Consider the following 20412-nt stretch of genomic DNA (forward strand, 5'->3'; position numbering starts at 1 on the left):
AGTTTACGACGCAACGGGCGCTACGCCCTGCTCCTGATTGTAGGTCCCCTCGACCTCCGCAGGAGTGTGGTAACTCAGGACCTCGTGCCTCCGGGTCATGCTCCACCAATGCACCCACCCGTCGTGGCCAGCTCCACGGCCGCGGTGGATTCCCAGACCCGTTTGGAGCGGATCAGCTCAGCCTTGTAGAGGCCAATGACTGTCCCCGGCGAGGGTTTTGTCATAGCTGTCGCCCACAGTGCCCACCGAAGCAGTCACCCCGGCGGCGATGACCGCATCCGGGTAGACCAGACTGACGTACTGGTAGCCTCTGTCGCAGTGGTGGATCAGCCCCTGCCCGTTGCTGCTGGCCCCCGGTGCTCGCCATGTCGTCTTTCAGTTCCAGCAATGGCAACCGGTCAGTATGTAGCGAAGAGGATACAGACCAGCCGACTATCCGACGGCAGCAGATATCGGTGATGAACGCCGTGTAGGCGAACTCTCCCAGGGTGCGCACGTAGGTGATGTCAGCGACTCACAGCTGGTGGGGCTGTTCAGCAGCGAAGCGGCGTTCGACCATGCCGGACGGTCACCCGGTGCCCCGGTAGGGCGCGGGATGATCAGCTGACGGCCGTGCCTGGCCCCTTCTAGCCCGGCGAGTTTCATCAGTCAGGCGGCCTGGTCCCGGCCGACCTTTTAGCCGGACGGAGCATCGCCTAGTGCATCTTCCTGGCCCCGTAGACGCTGTCGTTGTCTTGGTGGATCCGTTGGAGCTCCTGGATGAGGATCTCGTCGCATCGGGCCCGTGCGGAGCCAGGCCCGGCCTTGGCCGAGCGGTAGCCGATGGAGGTGATGAACCCACATTCCGCCGCACCCACGGTGCGGCAGATGACCCGGACCCCGAATTGATCCAGGTTCTCGTCGATGAACGCGATCACCTCGTCGTGGGGTGGGTGGGTTCCGATGCGAAGAAATCTGAGGTCTTGCGCAGGTTCTCGTCCGCGCGGCGCAACTCGCGGTTCTCTCGGCGCAGCCTGGTGATCTCCTCGGCTTCAGCGGTGCTCAGTCCCGGGGCCTGGCCGTGGTCGATGCGGTCTTGTCTCCACCAGCCCCGCAGGGTGTGGGGTTGAGATCCCGCCGACGGATTCACTGACTGCGGTGCAGGCGCTCCAGGCAGAGCACTGCTCAGCTTGGAGGTGTTCGTCGATGAGCATCACGGCCCGGGTCTTGAATACGGGGCCGTACTTCTGGGGCGTGTCCTGATCCTCCTTGAGGAAGTAGGCCGGAACGGAACACGGGACGCTTCAGAACCTCGTGCGCAGAAGCATCTGGGTGGCAGCGCCCTCGATCCACCAGTTCCGTGCAGCCACCGTCAGCGCTCGACCCCACCGTCCAGTAAGGTAATGGTAGGGTACATGGGTCGCGCACTGGAGATCGGGAACGGGGGCGACGTGATCGTTAGGGGTGGGCGTCAGCGGGGCAACTTGCTACCTAAGCTGGATGAATATGGTTGTATCGGGTGAGGTGGGGATGCAGTGCAGTTCGTGACCCCGCAGGACGATGAATTCAAGTGAAAAGATTCAAGAGTAGAGTTGAGCTGGCCTTATTCACCGTCGCAATAATTTTCGGGGCGTGTGCACTGATCTTCGCATTCACGGCTCCTGTTAATAATATATTTAATTATTCTGCAGAATGCACGCCCGTAAATAAGCGCGTTACCTATGCTAGGGGTAATGATGGGCCGACCGCCTGGGGTAAATCCTCTTTGAATTTGGAGACCAAAGAGTGTGGGGGTATATCGATCAATCAAAATATTTGGGGAGATAGTCCGGACAGGTTGCAATATAGAATAAAATTGAACAAGACCTATAGGATGGTCTGGGTTACGTCAGGTTCCCTGGCGGTTCGAAGGATGTGGTGAACATCTACAGGTAGCTCGTTCGAATCGCAAAAATGTGGCGTTTGCCGTGAGTACGAACTCGCAAAAAATTGATATGCAGGCCCCGATCAGTCGCTCAGTCCTCGGTGTGTGGCTGCGTCATCTGGAAGACCTCTTCGCTCATCCGTTCCTGACCAGGGCGGAACCTCCCCGGCGCTTCGGTGCCCCACCAGCAGGCGGGGTGCGGCCGCATCCAGTACCGTAGGGGGCATGGCTCGCACACAAGAGATCGCGGATGGGATCTACCTGATCGCCACGGATGACTACCGGCTCAACTCCGGGCTGGTCGTCGGGGCGGACAAGGCCATGGTCATCGACACCGGGGCCGGGCCCCGCCAGGGCGCGGAGATCTTCCGGGCCGCCCGGCGCATCACGGACCTGCCCTTCGTCGTCGTCAACACCCACGCCCACTACGACCACATCTTCGGCAACGCCGTGTTCGCCGCGGACGGCGTCACGGACTTCTGGGCCCACCCCAAGGCCGTGCGGGCCATGACCCGCTACGCGGACCGGCAGCGCAGCTTCGTGGAGACCCTCGAACCCGAGATGGCCCACCACCAGGGCCCCAACACGGACATCATCCTGCCCACCCGCATGCTCCCCGGAGACGGCGGCCGCGCCTCCTTCACCCGCGTGGACCTCGGCCACCGCGCCGTCACCCTCTTCTACCTGGGCCTCGGGCACACCGACAACGACGTCCTCGCCGGGGTGGACGAGGTCCTGTTCACCGGCGACGTCGTCGAGCAGGGCGCGGACCCCGCCTTCGACGACTCCTTCCCCGACATGTGGGTGCAGGTCCTGCAGACCGTCGCCGGCCTGGACCGGTACCGCGTGTTCGTCCCCGGCCACGGCCTGCCCGTGGAGCGCACCTTCGTGCAGCGCCAGGCCGAGACCATGCGCGAAGCCATCAACCGCATCGAAGCCTCCGCCGCCAACCCCCTGGCCGGGCCCACCACCGCCGCCATGTACAAGCTGCCCTACGAAGCCGGGGTCACCCGCGTGCTCCTGGACCGGCTCGAATGGCTCAGATCCCAGGGCCTCACCGGGGACGCGCTCGTCGCCGAGGAGACCCCGGAAGGCGCCACCGGCCCCATCACCCGCGGCGAACAGGTCTGAGCCCCGGTCAGTCTGAGCCCCAGGGCCTTCCGAGCCCGCCCGTGGGGGAGCGGTCAGTACGTCCAGACCTTGGTGTACGCCCGCTCCACCGGGGCGCGCAGACCGCCCCGCAGGAAGCACACGATCAGCGCGGTGCACAGCATCCCCACCGCCCCGATCAGGCACAGGCTACCCAGCAGGGCCGCCCCCGGGTAATGCTGGTACGTGGACACCAGGTACGTCACCAGCGCGGTGAACCCCAGGAACAGCCCGAAGATCGTGAACAGCGGGATCACCAGCAGCCCCGTGAAGCGCGTGCCGGACTCATCCCGGTTCTCCGCGGGCAGGAAGCGCAGCACCAGCATCCCCAGGATCGTCCACGCCGAGACCAGGAAGATCGCGGCCACCACATCCGCCGGGCGGTGCCACCCGTTGATCACCGTGGCCACCCCCGTGACCACCGCGAACGCGCACATCAGGATCGCCAGCCCCGGCCGCCACCGGCGCGGGGCCGCCAGGAACAGGGCCGAGCCGGCCGCCATCGCGAACGTCGTGTGCCCGGAGGGCAGGGAGTTCAGCGCCGCATCCTGGATGCCCAGATTCGGCTTGACCAGTGTGGACTTCAGCAGCTGCGCGCTGCCGTTGGCGCCCACCGCCACCAGCACCCCCACCAGGGCGGGGGCGAAGCGGTGGCGCCGGAACAGCACGATGAGGATCCCCGCCACCGCCAGACCCGCCGAGATCGCCGGCAGGGCGTTGAGCAGGGAGGAGGACTGCGCGGTGTAGCGCTGCAGCCGGTTGCTGACCTCCGCCAGCGCCGTCTCGTCGATCTGCTGACCGGCGCTGCGATGCAGGAACAGCTCGATGGTGGCCCACAGTCCCGCGATCATCAGCCCCACACCCAGCAGGTGCCGGATCACGGTCCCGACGCCGGGTCGCCGGGCCGGAGTGGGATCCTCCGGGGGCAGGGCGGAGGCGGCGGAGACGGGGGAGACGGGGGCAGGTCCCATGGGATTCGTCGCCGTTCACCGCCCGTCATCTCTCGCGTGCCGCAGTTGCCTGCGATCCCGCGCGCCGGCGGACGGCGGGGGATCGACCGGAGTCGATCCTGTCAGCACAACCTCACTGTTCCGGGCGTTTTCCCTGGACGTTTCCTGAATGGGGCGGATGGGGGACGATGGGACCATGAGCACCCCCGTCGACGACGCACCCGAACCCGCCCTGCCCGCCCTGCCGGAGATCCTCGAGACCGCGCGGGTGGTGAGCCTGCCGCTGTCCGTGCGCTTCCGCGGCGTCACCCACCGGGAGGCCGTGCTGTTCCGGGGGCCCGCCGGCTGGGGGGAGTTCTGCCCCTTCCTGGAATACGGGCCGCAGGAGTCCTCCCGGTGGCTGGCCTGCGCCATCGAGATGGCCTGGCGCGAACCACCCGCCCCGGTGCGCACCACCGTGCCCATCAACGCGACCGTGCCGGCCGTGCCCCCGGAGCAGGTGGCCCCGGTGCTGGCCCGCTCCCACGGGCGGGTGCGGGAGGTCAAGGTCAAGGTCGCCGAGCGCGGCCAGAGCCTCGCCGAGGACCTCGCCCGCCTGCGCGCCGTGCGCGAGGCCGCCCCCCAGGCCGTCATCAAGACCGACGCCAACGCCGGCTGGACCCATGAGCAGGCCCTGGCCGCACTGGAGGCCTTCGAGGAGTTCTCCCCGGCCTACGCCGAGCAGCCCGTGGCCGGGATCGACGGCCTGGCCCGGCTGCGTCAGGAGGCCCGACGCCGCGGCCTGAGCACCCCCATCGCCGCCGACGAGTCCGTGCGCAAGGAGACGGACCCGCTGGAGGTGGCCCGGCGGGGCGCGGCCGACCTGATCGTGGTCAAGGCGGCCCCGCTGGGCGGGGTGCGCGCGGCCCTGCGGGTGATCCGGCAGGCCGGGCTGCCCGCCGTCGTCAGCTCCGCCCTGGAATCCTCCGTGGGCATGGCCGCGGGACTCGCCCTGGTCGCCGCCTTGCCGCAGCTGCCCCACGCCTGCGGGCTGGGCACCGCCTCCCTCTATGCCGAGGACCTGGTGGAGAACCCCCTCATCCCGCGCGACGGCGAGCTGCCCGTCACGCGACCCGCCCCGGAGCAGCATCTGCTGGCGCGCCACGAGGTGACGGGACAGCGGCGCGAGTGGTGGCTGGAGCGCACCCGCGCCGCCTACGAGGCGCTGCGCGCGCGCCGCGAGGCGGATTGAAGCGGAACCGGGCCCGGGAGAAACGCATGCCGCGGTCAGGGTGCACTCAGTGCAGAGCATCACGAACCACCGGGGTGACCGGGGGCCGATGCCGGGGGTAGTGTTCTCTGAGCCTGCGGGACACTGCGCCCCGCGCCCGCCGCCCTCACGCGCCGCGGGCCCCAGCACCACCCACGGTCAGGAACTGCATGTCGAACTACCAGGGCCGGCACGTCGCGGCAGACGCCGCACACGAGCCAGCCACCCACCACACCCCGGGCGCCGGGGCCGGCACCGGAACCGGCACGGCCGCCGTCATCGCGGCCGACGCCGCCGGGACCGCCCGACCGGCCAGCGGGCACCTGCCCGCCGTCGCCCCGCACGCCGAGAAGTCCGGCGGCGGGAAAGCCGGCAGTGGGAAGGCAGACGGCGGGACGGGGGCGCAGCCCAAGGCCTCGGCCGTGATGTCCCAGCGCCAGATCATGCTCGTGATGGTCGGGCTGATGTCCGGGATGTTCCTGGCCTCCCTGGACCAGACCATCGTCGGCACCGCGATCCGCACCATCGGCGATGACCTGCACGGGCTGGATCAGCAGGCGTGGGTGACCACCGCGTACATGATCACCTCCACGATCTCCACGCCCATCTACGGCAAGCTCTCCGACGTGTTCGGGCGCCGACCCCTCTACATCTTCGGCATCGGCGTGTTCATCGTGGGCTCGCTGCTGTCCAGCTTCTCCACGTCGATGATCATGCTCGCCGGGTTCCGCGCCTTCCAGGGCATCGGCGCCGGGGCCCTGATGTCCCTGCCGCTGGCGATCATGGGCGACATGCTCGCCCCGCGGGAGCGGGCCAAGTACCAGGGGTACTTCCTGGCCGTGTTCGGCATCTCCTCGGTGCTCGGTCCGCTGTTCGGCGGGATCTTCGCCGGCTCCGCCCAGATCCTGTGGATCCCGGGCTGGCGCTGGGTCTTCCTCATCAACGTGCCCATCGGCGTGATCGCCCTGGCCCTGGTCATCGCGTTCCTGCACCTGCCGCGCCTGGGCGAGCACGAGAAGCCGCGCATCGACTGGTGGGGTGCGGCCGCCGTGATCACCGCCCTGCTGCCGCTGCTGCTGGTGGCCGAGCAGGGTCGGGACTGGGGCTGGGACTCCGCCGGGGCGATCACCTGCTACGTGATCGGCGCCGTCGGCATCGCCGCCTTCGTGCTGATCGAGGCGAAGATGGGCCCGGATGCGATCATCCCGCTGAAGCTGTTCCGCTCCGGGACCTTCTCCATGGCCACCGTGCTGGGCTTCCTCGTGGGCTTCGCGATGTTCGGCGCGATGATGACGATCCCGCTGTACCTGCAGATCGTCGTCGGGCTGACCCCCACCGAATCCGGGTTCGCGACGCTGCCGATGGTCGGCGGCATCATGCTCTCCTCGATCATCTCCGGTCAGATCGTGGCCAAGACCGGCCGGTACCGGATCTTCCCGGTGATCGGCACGTTCATCACCGCGATCGGCTACTACCTGCTGACCTTCATGACCATCGACCTGCCGGTGTGGTTCCTGATGCTCGGGATGTTCTTCATCGGCCTGGGGCTGGGTCAGCTGATGCAGTCCCTGACCCTGGCCTCCCAGTCCTCGGTGGCCCCGCGGGACATGGGGGTGGCCACCAGCTCCTCGACCTTCTTCCGCCAGATCGGCGGAACCCTGGGCACGGCGGTGCTGCTGTCCGTGCTGTTCACGGCGATGCCCACCAACATCTCCCACGCGATGGGCGACGAGGGCGATCTGCGCTCCGCCCTGAACGCAGCCCTGGACCCGTCCGTGGCGGGCAAGGCGGAGAACGCCGGGGTGATGGAGAAGATCTGGGATCCCATCACGGACCCGGTGAAGAAGCAGGTGCAGTCCCAGCTGGATCAGGCGGTGCAGCAGGCGGAGCAGCAGCTGCCCGCCGGTGCCCCCGATGCCGCGAAGCAGCAGGTGCTGCAGGCCGTGGCCGAGAAGGCCGAGGCGTCGGTGGATGGGGACACGGTGAGCGTGAACTGGTCCGATGAGTCCCAGCGGGAGCACTGGGTGGATGAGCTGGCCCCGAAGCTGGCCGATCAGATCCGCAGCTCCTCGGATGACATGGGCAGCAGCGCCGGTTCCAGCACGAGCGACACCTCCTATCTCAACGGGGCCGACGCCGCCCTGACCCGGCCGTTCATGAAGGGCTTCAACGATTCGGCGCGCACCATCTACTGGGTGGGCTTGGGCGTGATCCTCGCGGCCTTCGTGCTCTCCTGGTTCTTCCGGGTGCCCCCGCTGAGCCAGCGCTCCGGCCTGCAGTCCCAGGCCGACGACGCCGCCTCCGCCGAAACCCGCGCGGCCGAGGGTGGCCGTACCGAGGGTGGCGGGACCCAGGCGTAGGTCTAGGCCCTAGGGCGAGGGCGGGGCCGGGCCTAGGTCCGGCCCCGGGCCTGGGGCGAGAACTGGGAGCAGGTCCAGGCTGGGGTAGGCCTAGAAGGCGCAAGCCTTCGGCCGCCGCCCGGGCAGGCCGGTTCGGTAGGTCCGTCCGACCGGCCGCGGCGGCTGTGACCCTCACGGGCCGACCGCTTTCCGCTGCCACGGTCGGCCCGCCGTCGTGGCGACCTCGCCGTCGCGGGGCAGCGGGGGCCGCTGCGCCGCCGAGGAGCGGTGCGACTGAGCCGCCGGCGGGAGGGGAGGCGTCACCTGAATTTTCAACAGGCACCCCCTCGATGTGTTGTTCGCGGTTTCCTGAAAATTCAGCTACGCCCGCGCCAGCTGAATTTTCAACTCCCCCACAGGCCTTCACCCCCCGTGCCTGCTGAATTTTCAAGGGCCCGGCCGGATGGCTCCCGTCGCCGGCGCTGAAAATTCAAGCCTCTCGCAGGAGATTCCCCGTCGCGGGAACTGAAAATTCAAGCGTCGTCGAGGAAACTGAAATTTCAAGAGTTTCGGAAGATCATCTCTGCCTCCAGGACGTTGAAATTTCAAGAGTTTCTGCGGGTCATTTCCCGTTGGCGGTGCTGTAATTTCAGGCGGTCCGCAGGGTGCAGCCTGCCGAGCCTGCTGAAATTTCAAGAGGACGGAGACCGCGGATCTGGGGCGCGGCGTCGAGGCATCCGACGTCGGCGGGGCGGCGGCGATGGGAGGACGGGGCAATGGAAGGCCGGCGGAAGAGGTCGATGCCAGGGGGAGGATGGTGGGCGTCGTCGGGCGGGGTGCGGGCCCGCGTAAACTGGCGCGGGTGACCCCTGAAGCCGAGCCCGCCCCCGATCAGCGTCCCGACGCGTTCCTCACCGCCGTCTCCGTCCTGGACTCGCTGATCCGCGCGGGGATGCGGCACGCGGTGATCGCCCCCGGCTCCCGGTCCGCGCCCCTGGCCTACGCGCTGGCGGCCGCCGCCGACGCCGGGGCGCTGCAGGTGCACGTGCGCATCGACGAGCGCACCGCCGGCTTCACCGCCCTGGGCCTGGCCAAGGCCACCGGCGCGCCTGCGGCGGTGGTGACCACCTCCGGCACCGCGGTCGGGGAGCTGCTGCCGGCCGTCATGGAAGCCCACCACGCCGAGGTCCCCCTGGCCGTGCTCAGCGCGGACCGGCCCCCGCGGCTGCGCGGCACCGGCGCCAACCAGACCACGGACCAGCCCGGCATCTTCGGCACCCACGTGCGGGTCGGCGTGGACCTCACCGACTACCCCGAGCAGACCCCCGGCCCGCAGACCGCCGGATTCACCGACGCCCTCGCCGCCCTGACCGGTCGCGACCCCGAGGACTGGGCCCAGCCCTCCCTGCGGCCTCGCGGCCCCGTGCAGATCAACTGCGCCTTCGACGAGCCCCTGCACCCGAACCGGCGCATGCGCCAGATCCTGCGCGCCTGGGCCGACGGCGTGACCGGCCTCGAGCCCGAGCCCGCCCCCACGCTGCCGGACCCGACCCTCGAGGCCGTCGTGGCCCACGCCGCGCGCCCCCCGGCTGCGCGCTCGACGAACCCGGTGACCGCCGGTCGGCGGCCGGAGCCCCAGGACCGGCCAGAACTCCAGAACCAGCCCGGGCCCCAGGGTCGGCCCGCGGCAGACGAGGGGGCGGCCGCGGGGAACAGAGCCTCGGGGGAGACCCCGGAGCGGCCCGCCGATATGCTGCGGCGCAGCGTCGTCATCGCCGGGGACGGGGCCGGTCCGCTGGCCCGGGACTTCGCCGAGGCCCAGGGGCTGCCGCTGCTGGCCGAACCGTCCTCGAACGCCCGAAGCGGGACCCACGCCATCGGCGCCTACCGGGTGCTGCTGGGTGAGGAGAGCCTCGGCGGGCGGATCGAGCGGGTGGTGCTCTTCGGTCGGCCCACCCTCTCCCGGCCGGTCACCCGCCTGCTCGCCGACCCGCAGACCGACGCCGTGATCTACCTGCCCCGCCCCGTGGCCTGGGCCGACCCGCGCCGTCGCCCCGAGATGCCCGTGCGCACCCTCGCGGAGGCCGCGGCCTTCGCCGGCACCGGGGAACCGGGCTGGCTACGGGCCTGGCGAGACGCCGACGCCGCCCTGGCCGCCCGGATCGAGCGGCTGGCCGCCGCCGGGCAGCTCCCCACCGGGCCCGCCGTCGCCGCGGCCGTGACCCGGGCCTGCGAGCAGGACGGGTCGGCGCTGGTCCTGGGCTCCTCCAACCTCGTGCGCGACGCGGATCTCGCCCCCGCGCCCGACCGCGCCCTGACGGGGGTGTGGGCCAACCGGGGCCTGGCCGGGATCGACGGCACCGCGGCCACCGCCACCGGCATCGGCCTGGGCCTGGGCGTCCCGGTCCGCCTGCTCGTCGGGGACCTCACCTTCCTGCACGACCTCGGCTCCCTGACCCTCGGGCCCCGCGAGGCGCGCCCGCGCCTGCAGATCGTGGTGTTCAACGACGACGGCGGCGGCATCTTCACCACCCTGGAGCACGGGCAGGTCGCCGAGGATCAGGGGTGGGCCGACGCCGTCGAGCGCTTCTTCTCCACCCCGCACGGGGCGGACCTGGAACACCTGGTGCGCGGCTTCGGCCACCGCTACGTCCGCGCCGATGACGTCGCCGCCCTGCGCGCGGCCCTGCGGGAGCCGGAGGAGGGGATCGAGGTCATCGAGGTGCGCGGCTCCCGGGCGGACCTGCGCCCCTTCCACGACGCCCTGGCCCACCCTGCCTGACCCCGCACCCGCGTCTGACCGGCCCGGCCCTGCCCCCGCCGGGGACCGGCCCGCCCCGCCTGACCCGACACCGCAGACACGGCGAGAGCCCCGGACCCTTCTGGATCCGGGGCTCTCGCCGTCCCGCGCGCGCAGGACTCGCCGGGTCAGGCCCTTGCGGCCTTCTGCTTCTCGCCCTGGGCGTCATCCTGGGCCGCCTTCTGGGCCAGGTGCTCGTCCCGACCCTCCAGCTTCCGCTCCAGGCCGGCACCCTCCACGTCCACGTTCGGCAGGATGCGGTCCAGCCACTTCGGCAGCCACCAGGCCTTCTCACCCAGCAGGTGCAGCAGCGCCGGGATCAGGGTCATGCGCACCACGAAGGCGTCCAGCAGCACCCCGAAGGCCAGGCCGAAGCCGATGGGACGGATCATCGTCAGCTCGGAGAACACGAAGCCGCCGAACACGCTGAGCATGATGATCGCCGCGGCCACCACCACCCGGGCCGAGTGGTTGTACCCGCGCACCACGGCCGAACGCGCGTCCGCCCCGTGCACGTAGGCCTCGCGCATCCCGGAGACCAGGAACATCTGATAGTCCATGGCCAGGCCGAACAGGATACCCACCAGCAGGGTCGGCAGGAAGGACAGCACCACGGACGGGTCATGCACCCCGACCACCGGGCCCAGCCAGCCCCACTGGTAGATAGCCACGACCCCGCCGAAAGCCCCCAGCAGGGAGAACAGGAAGCCCAGGGTCGCGGTCAGCGGCACCAGGATGGACCGGAACACCAGGATCAGCACCAGGAAGCTCAGCCCCAGCACGATCCCGATGTACTTGGGCAGGGCCTCGGCCAGGATCGAGGAGATGTCGATGTTGCCGCCGGTCTGTCCGGTCACCCCGAGGCTGACGTCCTCGTCCTTCTCCGTCTGCGCGGACAGATCCCGCAGCCGGTTGACCAGATCCACCGTGGACTGCGCGCTGGGCCCCTCCTTCGGGGTCACCTGGTACACGGCCACGGAGCGGTCATCGGAGATCCCCGCCGGGACCACGGAGACGACGTCGTCCTGCTTCTTCAGCTCATCGGCCACCGCGAGCTCCTTGTCCTGCGCGGCCGTCTCATCCAGGCCGTCCGGCAGCTGCCCGACCACGAGCACGAAGCCGTTGGCCCCGGCCCCGAACTCGTCCTTTATGGTCTGGTACGCGCGGTACTGGGTGGAGTCCTCGGGCTCGGTGGAGCCGTCCGGCAGGCCCAGGCGCATCGAGGCGGTGGGGATCGCGAGGACCCCCAGCAGCACGATCGCGCCCAGCCCGGCCAGCACCGGGTGCCCGGTGACGAATCCGGCCCAGCCGCGGGCCTCGGATTCGCTGCGTCGCTGCGCGTGCTTGCCGCCGGTGCCCTGGTACCAGGTGCGCTCGGTGCGGTTGAGCACCCGGGTGCCCACCAGGCCCAGCATCGCCGGGGTGAAGGTCACGGATACCAGCACCGCGATCACCACGCACAGGGCCGCGGTGGTTCCCATCACGCCCAGGAACGGGATCCCGATGACGTTCAGGGCCAGCAGCGCGATGACCACGGTGGTGCCGGCGAACACCACGGCGTTGCCGCTGGTCCCGGCGGCCACGCCCACGGACTCGTGCAGCTCCATGCGCTCGCGCAGGTTGCTCCGGTGCCGGTTGAGGATGAACAGGGAGTAGTCGATGCCCACGGCCAGGCCCAGCATCATCCCGAGCATCGGGGTGACCTGCTGGATGTCGGCGACCTTGGACAGGGACATGGTCACCAGCACGCCGATGCCCACCCCCAGCAGGGCCGCGATGATCGGCAGGCCGGCGGCCACCAGGGTCCCCAGCATCACCAGCAGCACCACCAGGGCCACGACGACGCCGATGATCTCACCCGGGCCCGCCAGCCCGCCGATGGTCTGGGCGATGTTCTGATCGAAGTCCTCGTGCACCCCGTCGATCGAGGAGCTGGTCATCGCGTCCATCACCCCGGACTTCGTCTCATCGGAGACGTTCTCGATGGGGTCGTCGAACTGGACCATGGCCAGCGCGGTGGAGCCGTCATCGGAGACGCTGTTGGCCTCGGAGGAGTACTGCCACAGCTTGAGGTTGCGCTCGTAGTTCTTCTGCTGGGTGTTCAGCTCGTCGGCCTTCGGCTGGATCTGCGCGGCGGCCTCGTCCAGCTCCTTCTTCCTCGCGTCCAGCTGCTTCTGCTGGTCGTCCAGGGCGGTCTTGGCCTGCTCCGGGGCGTCGTCCGGCAGCTTCTGGCGCTGCTCGTCCAGCTGCTGCTGGGCCTGCTGCAGCTGGGCGCGCCCGTCGGTGACCTGCTGCTGGGCGCCCTGCAGCTGCTCGCGGCCCTGATCCAGCTGCTGCTTGCCGGAGTCCAGCTGCTTCTTGGCATCGGCCAGGGACTGCTGGGTCTGGAACGGGTTGATCACGGAGGCGACGCCGTGCACGTCCGAGACCTTGTCCAGGGCCTGGGCGACCTCGGTCTTCTGCTGGTCCGTGAAGGCCTTGCCGTCGTCGGTGCTCAGCACGATCTGCCCGGTGCCGTGGCTGGCGTCGGGCAGCTTCTCCTTCAGCTCATCCTGCAGCCGCTGGGTCTCCGACCCGGGCAGCGTGAAGGAGGTGCTCAGCTGGGTGTGGAAGGCGGAGTAGGCGCCGATCGCCCCGCCGAGGGCCAGCAGCCAGATCACGATGACCAGCCAGGCCTTGCGGGAGGCGAAGCGCCCGATCTTATACAGGAGTGTTGCCACGGGGTGGACTTCCTTCGATTCGCGGGACGGGAGACAGATGCGGTGAGAGGCGGTGGGGCGCGGCCCGGGGTGGGCGAGCGCGGCCGGGGGAGGGCCGGGCTCAGCTCGAGTCGGCCGGGGCGCCGAGATCCGGGGGCAGCCCGGCCAGCAGCCGCAGCGCCCCCAGGGTGCGCTCGCGCAGCCGCCCCATGTCCTCCGGGGGCGCCCCGCCCGGTCCGGCGCAGCGGGCCGGATCGTCCAGGGCCGCCGCGCAGGCGGCGACCAGGGACAGGCACAGGATGCGCACCTGCAGCGGATCGGCGCCCGGACGCAGGCGCGCCGTGCGCTCGGTGAGAATGCCGACGGCGTGCTCGACCGTGCGCTGACCCCACTGGGCCACCGCGGGGTGGCTGCGCAGCTCCCGGGACAGGGCCGAGAGTCGCAGGATCAGCTCCAGGGAGGCGGGGCTGGCGACGAAGGCCTCCACCAGTCGGGCCACCACCACGGGCAGGGCGGCGTCGACGGGGATCTGCGGCAGGGGGATGGTTTCGCTGAGCTCGTCCAGCTCCCACAAGGTCTGGGCCACGGCCGCCTCCTCGATCGAGGAGTAGTGGTTGAACACGGTGCGCCGGGACACCCCGGCGCGGCGGGCCAGCTCCGCGACGGACAGGCCCTCGGCGCCCTGCTCCACGATCAGCTGCAGCGCCGCGGCGGCGATCGCGCGGTGGGTGCTCTCGCGCCGCTGGGCGCGCCGATCGGGGGAGGACATGGCGCTCAGCCTAACCAGGTCGGTGCACCGAGTGCAACATCTTGGGGTCTCGGCCCGGTCTGCCACAATGGGACACGTGAACCGAGCTGACCTGACCAAGAAGTCCGAGGACGTCTCCGCGATGTTCGACGGCGTCGCCCCGCGCTACGACCTCATGAACGCGCTGCTGTCCCTGGGCATGGACCGCGGCTGGCGCCGACGTACCGTCGAGGCCCTCGCCCCCCGCCCGGGTCAGCGCATCCTCGACGTCGCCGCCGGCACCGGGACCTCCTCCGTGCCCTACCGGGACGCCGGGGCCGAGGTCGTGGCCGCGGACCTGTCCGAGGGGATGCTCGCCGAGGGGCGCCGACGCCACCCGGACATCGACTTCGTGCGCGCCGACGTCACCGACCTGCCCTTCGACGACGCCTCCTTCGACGCCGTGACCATGTCCTTCGGGCTGCGCAACGTCGCCGAGCATCAGTCGGCCCTGGCCGAGCTGCTGCGGGTGACCAAGCCCGGCGGGACCCTGGTGATCTGCGAGTTCTCCACCCCCCTGCTGGCCCCCTTCCGCTTCATCTACCGCGAGTACCTGATGCGGGCCTTCCCGCCGCTGGCGCGGATGTTCTCCTCCAACCCGGAGTCCTACGCGTACCTGGCCGAGACCATCCGGGCCTGGCCGGATCAGCAGACCCTGGCCGCTCAGATCCGCGAGGTCGGCTGGGCCGGGGTCCAGTACCGGAACCTCACCGGCGGCGTCGTCGCCCTGCACCGGGCGAGGAAGGCGTAGCCCGGTGCGCATCCTGATCGCCGGCGCCGGCCCGGCGGGCTCCACCGCCGCGTACTGGCTGGCCGCCGCGGGCCACGAGGTCACCGTCCTGGAGAAGACCCGCTTCCCCCGGGAGAAGGTCTGCGGGGACGGGCTGACCCCCCGGGCCGTGCGCGAGATGCGGCTGATGGGACTGCCCCACGACGCCGAGCACGGCTACCGCCGCCAGCGCGGCCTGCGCCTGCGCGCGGCCGGGCGCCGGGTGGACGTGCCCTTCGAATCCCAGGGGGAGTTCCCCGGCTACGGCCTGGTGCGCACCCGCTACGGATTCGACGCGGACCTCGCCGCCCACGCCCGCGCCGCCGGCGCCCGGATCCTGGAGGGCCGCGCGGTCCACGAGGTGATCCGCGCCGGCCAGACCGATACGGGCACCTCCGGGCTGACGCCCGCGGACCTGCGGGACCCCGAGCGGATCGTGGGGGTGCGGGTGCGCGTGCACGACGAGCGCGGGCGGCGCACTGAGAAGACCGAGGAGCACTTCGCCCAGCTGGTGCTGGCCGCGGACGGCAACTCCACCCGCACCGCCGTCGCCGCCGGACTGGCCAAGCGCGACGACCGCCCGATGGGGGTCGCGGTGCGTACCTACTTCCACTCCCCGCTGAGCGAGCTGGACTGGATGGAGGGCTGGCTGGAGCTGGACGGGGCCGAGCCCGGCTCCGGTCGACGGGAGCTGCTGCCCGGCTACGGCTGGATCTTCGGCGTCGGCGACGGCACCGCCAACGTGGGTCTGGGCATCCTGAACACCTCCGAGCACTTCGGCACCCTGGACTACCGGGAGGTCCTGGCTCGGTGGACCGCCGCGATGCCGCCGGAGTGGCAGCTGGATCCCGAGCACCGGGAGGGCCGGGTGCTGGGCGCGGCCCTGCCCATGGGGTTCAACCGCACCCCGCTGCACCTGCCCGGCCTGCTGCTGCTGGGTGACGCCGGGGGCATGGTGTCCCCCTTCAACGGGGAGGGCATCTCCTACGCGATGGAATCCGCCCGGTGCGCCGCGCAGCTCGTGGACGACGCCGCCCGGGCCAACGGCCCGGCCCAGCGGGAGCGGGTCCTGGCCGGGTACCCGGAGCTGCTGCGCGGCGCGTGGGGTTCGCACTTCACCCTCGGGCGGGCCTGCGCCCAGCTGATCGGGCACCCGGCCGTGATGCGGGCCGGCCTGGCCGCGGGCATGCGCGCCCCCGCCCTGATGCGCCTGGCCGTGGCGATCATGGCCAACCTCACCCCGGAGCACCCGCGGACCACGACGGACCGCCTGGTGCACGCCCTGGAGGCCCTGACCCCGCCCACCTCCACCCGCTAAGATGGCCGGTGGTCGACCGACCGCCCCTTGAGCCCCCGCCACCACCGGCCCGGCCGATCCGTTCCCCGACGACAGATGAGTGTAGATACCGTGACTGCAGCCACCCCCGGACACACCGAGCCGGACCAGACCCTGCCCGGGGAGGGCGCCGACGCCGCCGGGCGGGAGGAGTTCCCCGGCTTCGGGGGCCTCGCGCTGCCGGCCGGCTTCGAGCTGATCGCCCAGGATGAGGCCCTGGGCCCGGACGTGCTGCAGGGCCTGGCCGGCGTCGAGACCCGCCTGGGCGAGGCCCTGCGGTACACGGACGCGCTGGCCGACACCGCCGCCCGGCACCTGCTGGAGGCCGGCGGCAAGAGGGTCCGGCCCCTGCTGACCCTGCTGGCCGCCCGGGCCGCCGGCGCCGCCGAGATCACCGGGGACGTGCTGGACGCCGCCGTGGTCACCGAGCTGACCCACCTGGCCACCCTGTACCACGACGACGTCATGGACGAGGCCGCCACCCGCCGCGGCACCGACGCCGCGCACCGGATCTGGGGTAACTCCGTGGCGATCCTCACCGGTGACCTGATCTTCTCCCGGGCCTCCCTGATCGTCTCCGAGCTGGGCGCCCGGCCCCTGGCCATCCAGGCCAAGACCTTCGAGCGGCTGGTCCTGGGGCAGCTGCACGAGACCTCCGGGCCCGCCGCGGACGAGGACCGGCTGGCGCACTACATCAAGGTCATCGAGGGCAAGACCGGCTCCCTGATCGCCGCGGCCTGCGAGTACGGCTCCACCCTGGCCGGGGCCCCGGAGCAGATCGTGCAGGTGCTGGTCCGCTACGGCGAGCTGGTGGGGGTGGCCTTCCAGCTGGCCGATGACGTCATCGACGTCACCGCGGACGCCGAGACCTCCGGGAAGACCCCCGGCACGGACCTGCGCGAGGGCGTGGCGACCCTGCCGAGCATCCTGGTGCGCCAGGCCGCTGCAGACGGGGACGCGGAGGCCGCCAACGTGGTGGAGCTGATCGATGGGGACCTGACCGAGGACGCCGCCCTGGCCGAGGCGGTGGCGGCCCTGGCCGCGCACTCGGTGACCGAGCAGGCCTGGCGCATCGCCTACCGGTGGGCCGACGACGCGATCGAGGCCCTGGCCCCGCTGCCGGAGTCCACGGTCAAGGAGGCCCTGAAGAGCTTCGCCCACGCGGTGGTGCACCGGCAGGCCTGAGCCCGGCCGCAGGCGGGTGAGCCGAGGGCTCACCCGTGCACAGGGGCCCCGCGAGCGGATCCGCTCGCGGGGCCCCTGTGCACTGTGGTGCGCGGGTGCGGGTGGGTCTACAGGCCGAGGAAGCGGCTGAAGAAGCCCTTCTTCCTGCCCTTGGGCTGCTGCTCCTCCTGCTGCTGGTCCTCCACCACGTACTCCGGCTCCTGCTCGGCCCGCTCCTCGCGGCGGGTGCGCCCGGCCTCCTGCGGACCGGCCTGGGCGTTGGCCCGGCGCAGCCGCTCCAGGGCGGTGAGGTTCTCCTCCGGCTCCTGCTCGGCATCGCGCCCCGGGGTCTCGGTGAGCCCCTCGGCGTCCTCCCCGTATTCCGCGTATTCCTGGACGACCTCGTGGCGTCCGGTGGCCTCCTCGGCCTCCCAGCGAGGCTGCCGCTCCTCCTGCCGGCGGGCGGGGGCCTCGGCGGGCTCCTGCTCCGCGGCGGGGACCTGGGTGTGCTGGTCGGTGCGCGGCTGGGCCTCGTCGGCATCCACGGGGGAGGAGGCCACCAGGCCGGGCTCGGCGTCGGCGCGGGGGGAGTGGTCGAAGGGCGCGCCCTCCCCGCCGGTCTCGGCCCGGCGCACGCCCTCCGGCTGGGCGGACTCGGTGCTCGCGGTCGCGGCGGTACGCGGGGAGAGCTCCTCCACCCGCTCCGGCAGGGGCTCCTCCTCCGCCGCGCGGTCCGCGGCGGCGGCCACGGCGCGCTCGTCCTCCTGCTCGACCAGGGCGGCCTGGGTGCGGGCCACCCGCTCGGCCTCCTCCTGCTCGCGGACCCGGCGCTGGCGCTCGCCCTCCGCGGCGGCCAGGCGCAGGGCCTCACGGCCCTCCTCGCGCAGACGCTGGCGATGCTCGGCGGCCGCGCGGGCGCAGCGTGCCAGCTCGCGGGAATCCACCACGGGTTCGGCGGCCTCGATGCCGGTGATCTGCTGGTCGTCGAACCACAGCCGCAGGGCGCCGTCGGCCGCGGTGATGATCGCGCAGGCCTCGGTGTCCCAGGTGATGTGCGCCCCGCGCAGCCGCGCGTAGGAATCCACCGCGCGCTGGTGGTGCACCGCGGTGCCGGTCTGCAGGGCCTGGGCCATGACCCGGCCCATCCGCTGCACGGTGGGTTCGGGCAGCTCGAACTGCGGGCCGTCCAGCAGCAACCAGGCCCGCACCCCGCCGCCGGCGGTGGCCGGGTAGTGCGCGTAGATGCCGGTGACGGCCTTGGCCGCCAGGGTCAGGCGCCGGGCCAGGCCCTCGGAGAGGATCAGCTCATCCGTGGCCAGCTCCTGCACGCCCAGGGATTCGCCGGTCTCCCGGGCCTGCACCGCCGCGGCCACCACGGCGTCCGGGAAGTGGCCCAGCTCCTGCCAGGACCAGATCCACGAGCCGCGCTGCTCGGACTCGGTGCCCAGCAGGGACGGGGTCAGGGACACGGAGGGGTCCGCCTGCAGGGTGAACGACGGCGCGGAGAAGTCCACGTCCCAGTCCGAATCCCCGGTGAGCTCGGCCAGGCGCGCCTGGTGCTCGGTGGAGATGAACAGTGCCTCGTCGATCAGATCCTGCAGCGTTTTGGTCATGGGGACAGGCTAGCAAGGAATGCCCCGCGCGGGCCGGGTTCCCAGGGGGTCCGCGGGGTGTGCGCTGTGTAGGCTCGGAAGGCGAGTCCACCGGCCAGCGCATCCGCGAGGAGAAGCCATGTCCACCACCCCCAGCCACCGCCTCACCGAGCGTCCCGGGCAGCAGCAGCGCGAGCAGCGCGTCCAGGAGGCGGTCAACGCCCTGGGGCACTGGCTGCTCTCCTCCACCCAGACCACCCCGGGCTGGGACCAGCTCATCGCGGACTTCGCCCCCGCCTGGTCCTCGCCGGGCTCCTACCTGGCCCGGATCAGCGAGATCCGCGACGGCGAGGAGCTGGTCGGCTCCACCGGCGCGGTCGGGCCCGCGACGACCGTGGTGCCGCTGCTGGAGCAGCTGCGTGCGGCCTCCTACGAACCGGACACGGGGGCGTGGCTGTCCGCGAGCATCGTCATCGACGCCCAGGGCTGGCCCGAACCGCAGTACCAGGTGGGTCTGGACGCCGAGTACGAGGAGGAGCCCGCCTCCTGGCTTCCGGGGGAGGAGGCCACCGCCGCGGCGCTGGCCCAGGACTTGCGGGCCTACCCCCGCACCGCCGAGGCGCTGCCGGCGTGGATGGCGAAGCGGCTGGAGGAGGCCGGGCTCGCCGTGCCCCCGGCCGTCCCCGAGGAGACGGGGTCCGACGCCGCGCAGCCGGAGGCTGCGGCCGACGGCGGGACCGCGGACGGCGGGACACCGGGGAGCGCGGCGCCCGCTGAGACTCCCCCCGCCGCCGCGCAGCGGTCCGCGCCCACCGAGGCCGCCGGAACACCGCCGAGCCGGGAGGCCACCCCCGCCGCCGCGCAGCCGACCACCGGTCCCGCTCAGAATCCCGACCTGCTGCAGGCCCTGGAGCACTACGGGCGCCGCCCCGAGCACCGCACCCAGCTCAACGTGCTGCGCGCGCTGATGGGCGGGCAGGCGCTGCTGGACATCTCCGGCTCGGACCTCACCCCCGGTCCGCGGGGCGAGCGGATCGGCCCCGGCTCGACCCTGCGGCTGCAGACCGTACAGGGCCCCGACGGGGCGACCCTGCTGGCGGTGTTCGCCACCGAGGACACCGCCCGCGCCCTGCACGCCGCCGGGGGAACCGGCACCGACTTCCGCACCCAGGCCCGCCCCGGGGTTCAGATCCTGCGCCAGATGCTGGAGGAGACTGCCTGCGACGGGATCGTCGTGGAGCCCAACGGGCGAGCCAGCTGCCGGCTGGACCGCGCCCTGATCGCCGATGCCCTGGCCGCCCCGCACCTGGACACCGCCAAGGAGGCCCTGCTCGAGGAGTCCATGCCGCGGCTGCTCGGCAGCCTCATCGCCCCCGACGCCCGACTGCTGGTCGCCCTGGACGGCCCCGGGGAGGACGCCTACCCCCTCTACGTGCAGACCGAGGACGGCTCCACCCCGGAGACCATGCTGCTGTTCACCTCCGCCCCCGAGGCCGCCGCCATCGACCCGAAGCTGACCCTGCGCGCGGCCCCCGCCCGGCAGGCCCTGCAGCTGGCCGTGGACGCCGGCGCCGGACACGTGCGCATCAACGCGCTGAGTCCCTCGGCCGTGCTGCCCATCGAGCAGGTCCGGGAGCTGCTGGAGCTGGCGGCCATGCAGGACCGTCTCTGAGGC

The 20412-nt window shown here is 71.5% G+C and carries 12 protein-coding genes and 1 pseudogene; 8 read left to right on the forward strand and 5 right to left on the reverse strand.

Going from position 1 to position 20412, the window contains the following annotated elements; genetic code table 11:
• Positions 1–3 precede the first annotated feature (3 nt).
• A pseudogene (locus KKR01S_RS11600) lies at positions 4–1193 on the reverse strand (IS3 family transposase).
• A 935-nt stretch (positions 1194–2128) separates the two neighbouring features.
• On the opposite strand from KKR01S_RS11600, the gene KKR01S_RS06485 reads away from it, so the two are divergent.
• Entirely contained in the window at positions 2129–3034 is a 906-nt protein-coding gene (locus KKR01S_RS06485) for an MBL fold metallo-hydrolase (RefSeq protein WP_058743610.1), read from the forward strand.
• A gap of 53 nt (positions 3035–3087) precedes the next feature.
• On the opposite strand, the gene KKR01S_RS06490 is transcribed toward KKR01S_RS06485, so the two are convergent.
• Positions 3088–4023 carry a phosphatase PAP2 family protein gene (locus KKR01S_RS06490; protein ID WP_061225596.1) on the reverse strand — a complete coding sequence of 312 codons (936 nt, stop codon included), beginning with the start codon at positions 4021–4023 and terminating at the stop codon, positions 3088–3090.
• 175 nt (positions 4024–4198) lie between these two features.
• Between KKR01S_RS06490 and KKR01S_RS06495 the strand changes: the two genes are divergently transcribed.
• The 3 genes from KKR01S_RS06495 to menD all read left to right on the forward strand — a co-directional run bounded on the left by KKR01S_RS06495 (position 4199) and on the right by menD (position 10372).
• The gene (locus KKR01S_RS06495) at positions 4199–5233 is read left to right on the forward strand and encodes an o-succinylbenzoate synthase (RefSeq protein WP_058743608.1); all 1035 of its coding nucleotides are present in this window, start codon (positions 4199–4201) and stop codon (positions 5231–5233) included.
• A gap of 443 nt (positions 5234–5676) precedes the next feature.
• Positions 5677–7611, forward strand: coding sequence for an MDR family MFS transporter (locus KKR01S_RS06500; protein ID WP_061225635.1), 1935 nt, complete (start codon positions 5677–5679; stop codon positions 7609–7611).
• 841 nt (positions 7612–8452) lie between these two features.
• Entirely contained in the window at positions 8453–10372 is a 1920-nt protein-coding gene (gene menD / locus KKR01S_RS06505; protein WP_165596167.1) for a 2-succinyl-5-enolpyruvyl-6-hydroxy-3-cyclohexene-1-carboxylic-acid synthase, read from the forward strand.
• Positions 10373–10518: 146 nt separating this feature from the next.
• Here the strand turns inward: menD and KKR01S_RS06510 are convergent, their stop codons facing one another.
• Both KKR01S_RS06510 and KKR01S_RS06515 read right to left on the reverse strand, forming a co-directional pair.
• Positions 10519–13110, reverse strand: coding sequence for an MMPL family transporter (locus KKR01S_RS06510; protein ID WP_061225598.1), 2592 nt, complete (start codon positions 13108–13110; stop codon positions 10519–10521).
• Positions 13111–13210: 100 nt separating this feature from the next.
• Positions 13211–13858: a TetR/AcrR family transcriptional regulator gene (locus KKR01S_RS06515; protein WP_061225599.1), complete on the reverse strand. Its 648-nt coding sequence runs from the start codon at positions 13856–13858 to the stop codon at positions 13211–13213.
• 67 nt (positions 13859–13925) lie between these two features.
• Here KKR01S_RS06515 and KKR01S_RS06520 point away from each other — a divergent pair, with 67 nt between their 5' ends.
• The 3 genes from KKR01S_RS06520 (at position 13926) to KKR01S_RS06530 (ending at position 17166) form a co-directional block, all read left to right on the forward strand.
• Positions 13926–14627, forward strand: a complete 702-nt coding sequence (locus tag KKR01S_RS06520) for a demethylmenaquinone methyltransferase (protein WP_058731829.1) — start codon at positions 13926–13928, stop codon at positions 14625–14627.
• A gap of 4 nt (positions 14628–14631) precedes the next feature.
• Positions 14632–15963, forward strand: a complete 1332-nt coding sequence (locus KKR01S_RS06525) for a geranylgeranyl reductase family protein (protein ID WP_058743764.1) — start codon at positions 14632–14634, stop codon at positions 15961–15963.
• 75 nt (positions 15964–16038) lie between these two features.
• Positions 16039–17166 (forward strand): polyprenyl synthetase family protein, encoded by a 1128-nt coding sequence (locus KKR01S_RS06530; protein WP_081047796.1) that lies wholly within the window; start codon positions 16039–16041, stop codon positions 17164–17166.
• 107 nt (positions 17167–17273) lie between these two features.
• On the opposite strand, the gene KKR01S_RS11050 is transcribed toward KKR01S_RS06530, so the two are convergent.
• On the reverse strand, positions 17274–18758 hold the full coding sequence (locus KKR01S_RS11050) for a DUF6882 domain-containing protein (protein WP_058731835.1): 1485 nt from the start codon (positions 18756–18758) through the stop codon (positions 17274–17276).
• A gap of 118 nt (positions 18759–18876) precedes the next feature.
• Between KKR01S_RS11050 and KKR01S_RS06540 the strand changes: the two genes are divergently transcribed.
• On the forward strand, positions 18877–20409 hold the full coding sequence (locus KKR01S_RS06540; RefSeq protein WP_058731834.1) for an SseB family protein: 1533 nt from the start codon (positions 18877–18879) through the stop codon (positions 20407–20409).
• Positions 20410–20412: the final 3 nt, after the last annotated feature.

The sequence above is a fragment of the Rothia kristinae NBRC 15354 genome (assembly GCF_001570865.1).
In the GTDB taxonomy this organism is placed as follows: domain Bacteria; phylum Actinomycetota; class Actinomycetes; order Actinomycetales; family Micrococcaceae; genus Rothia; species Rothia kristinae.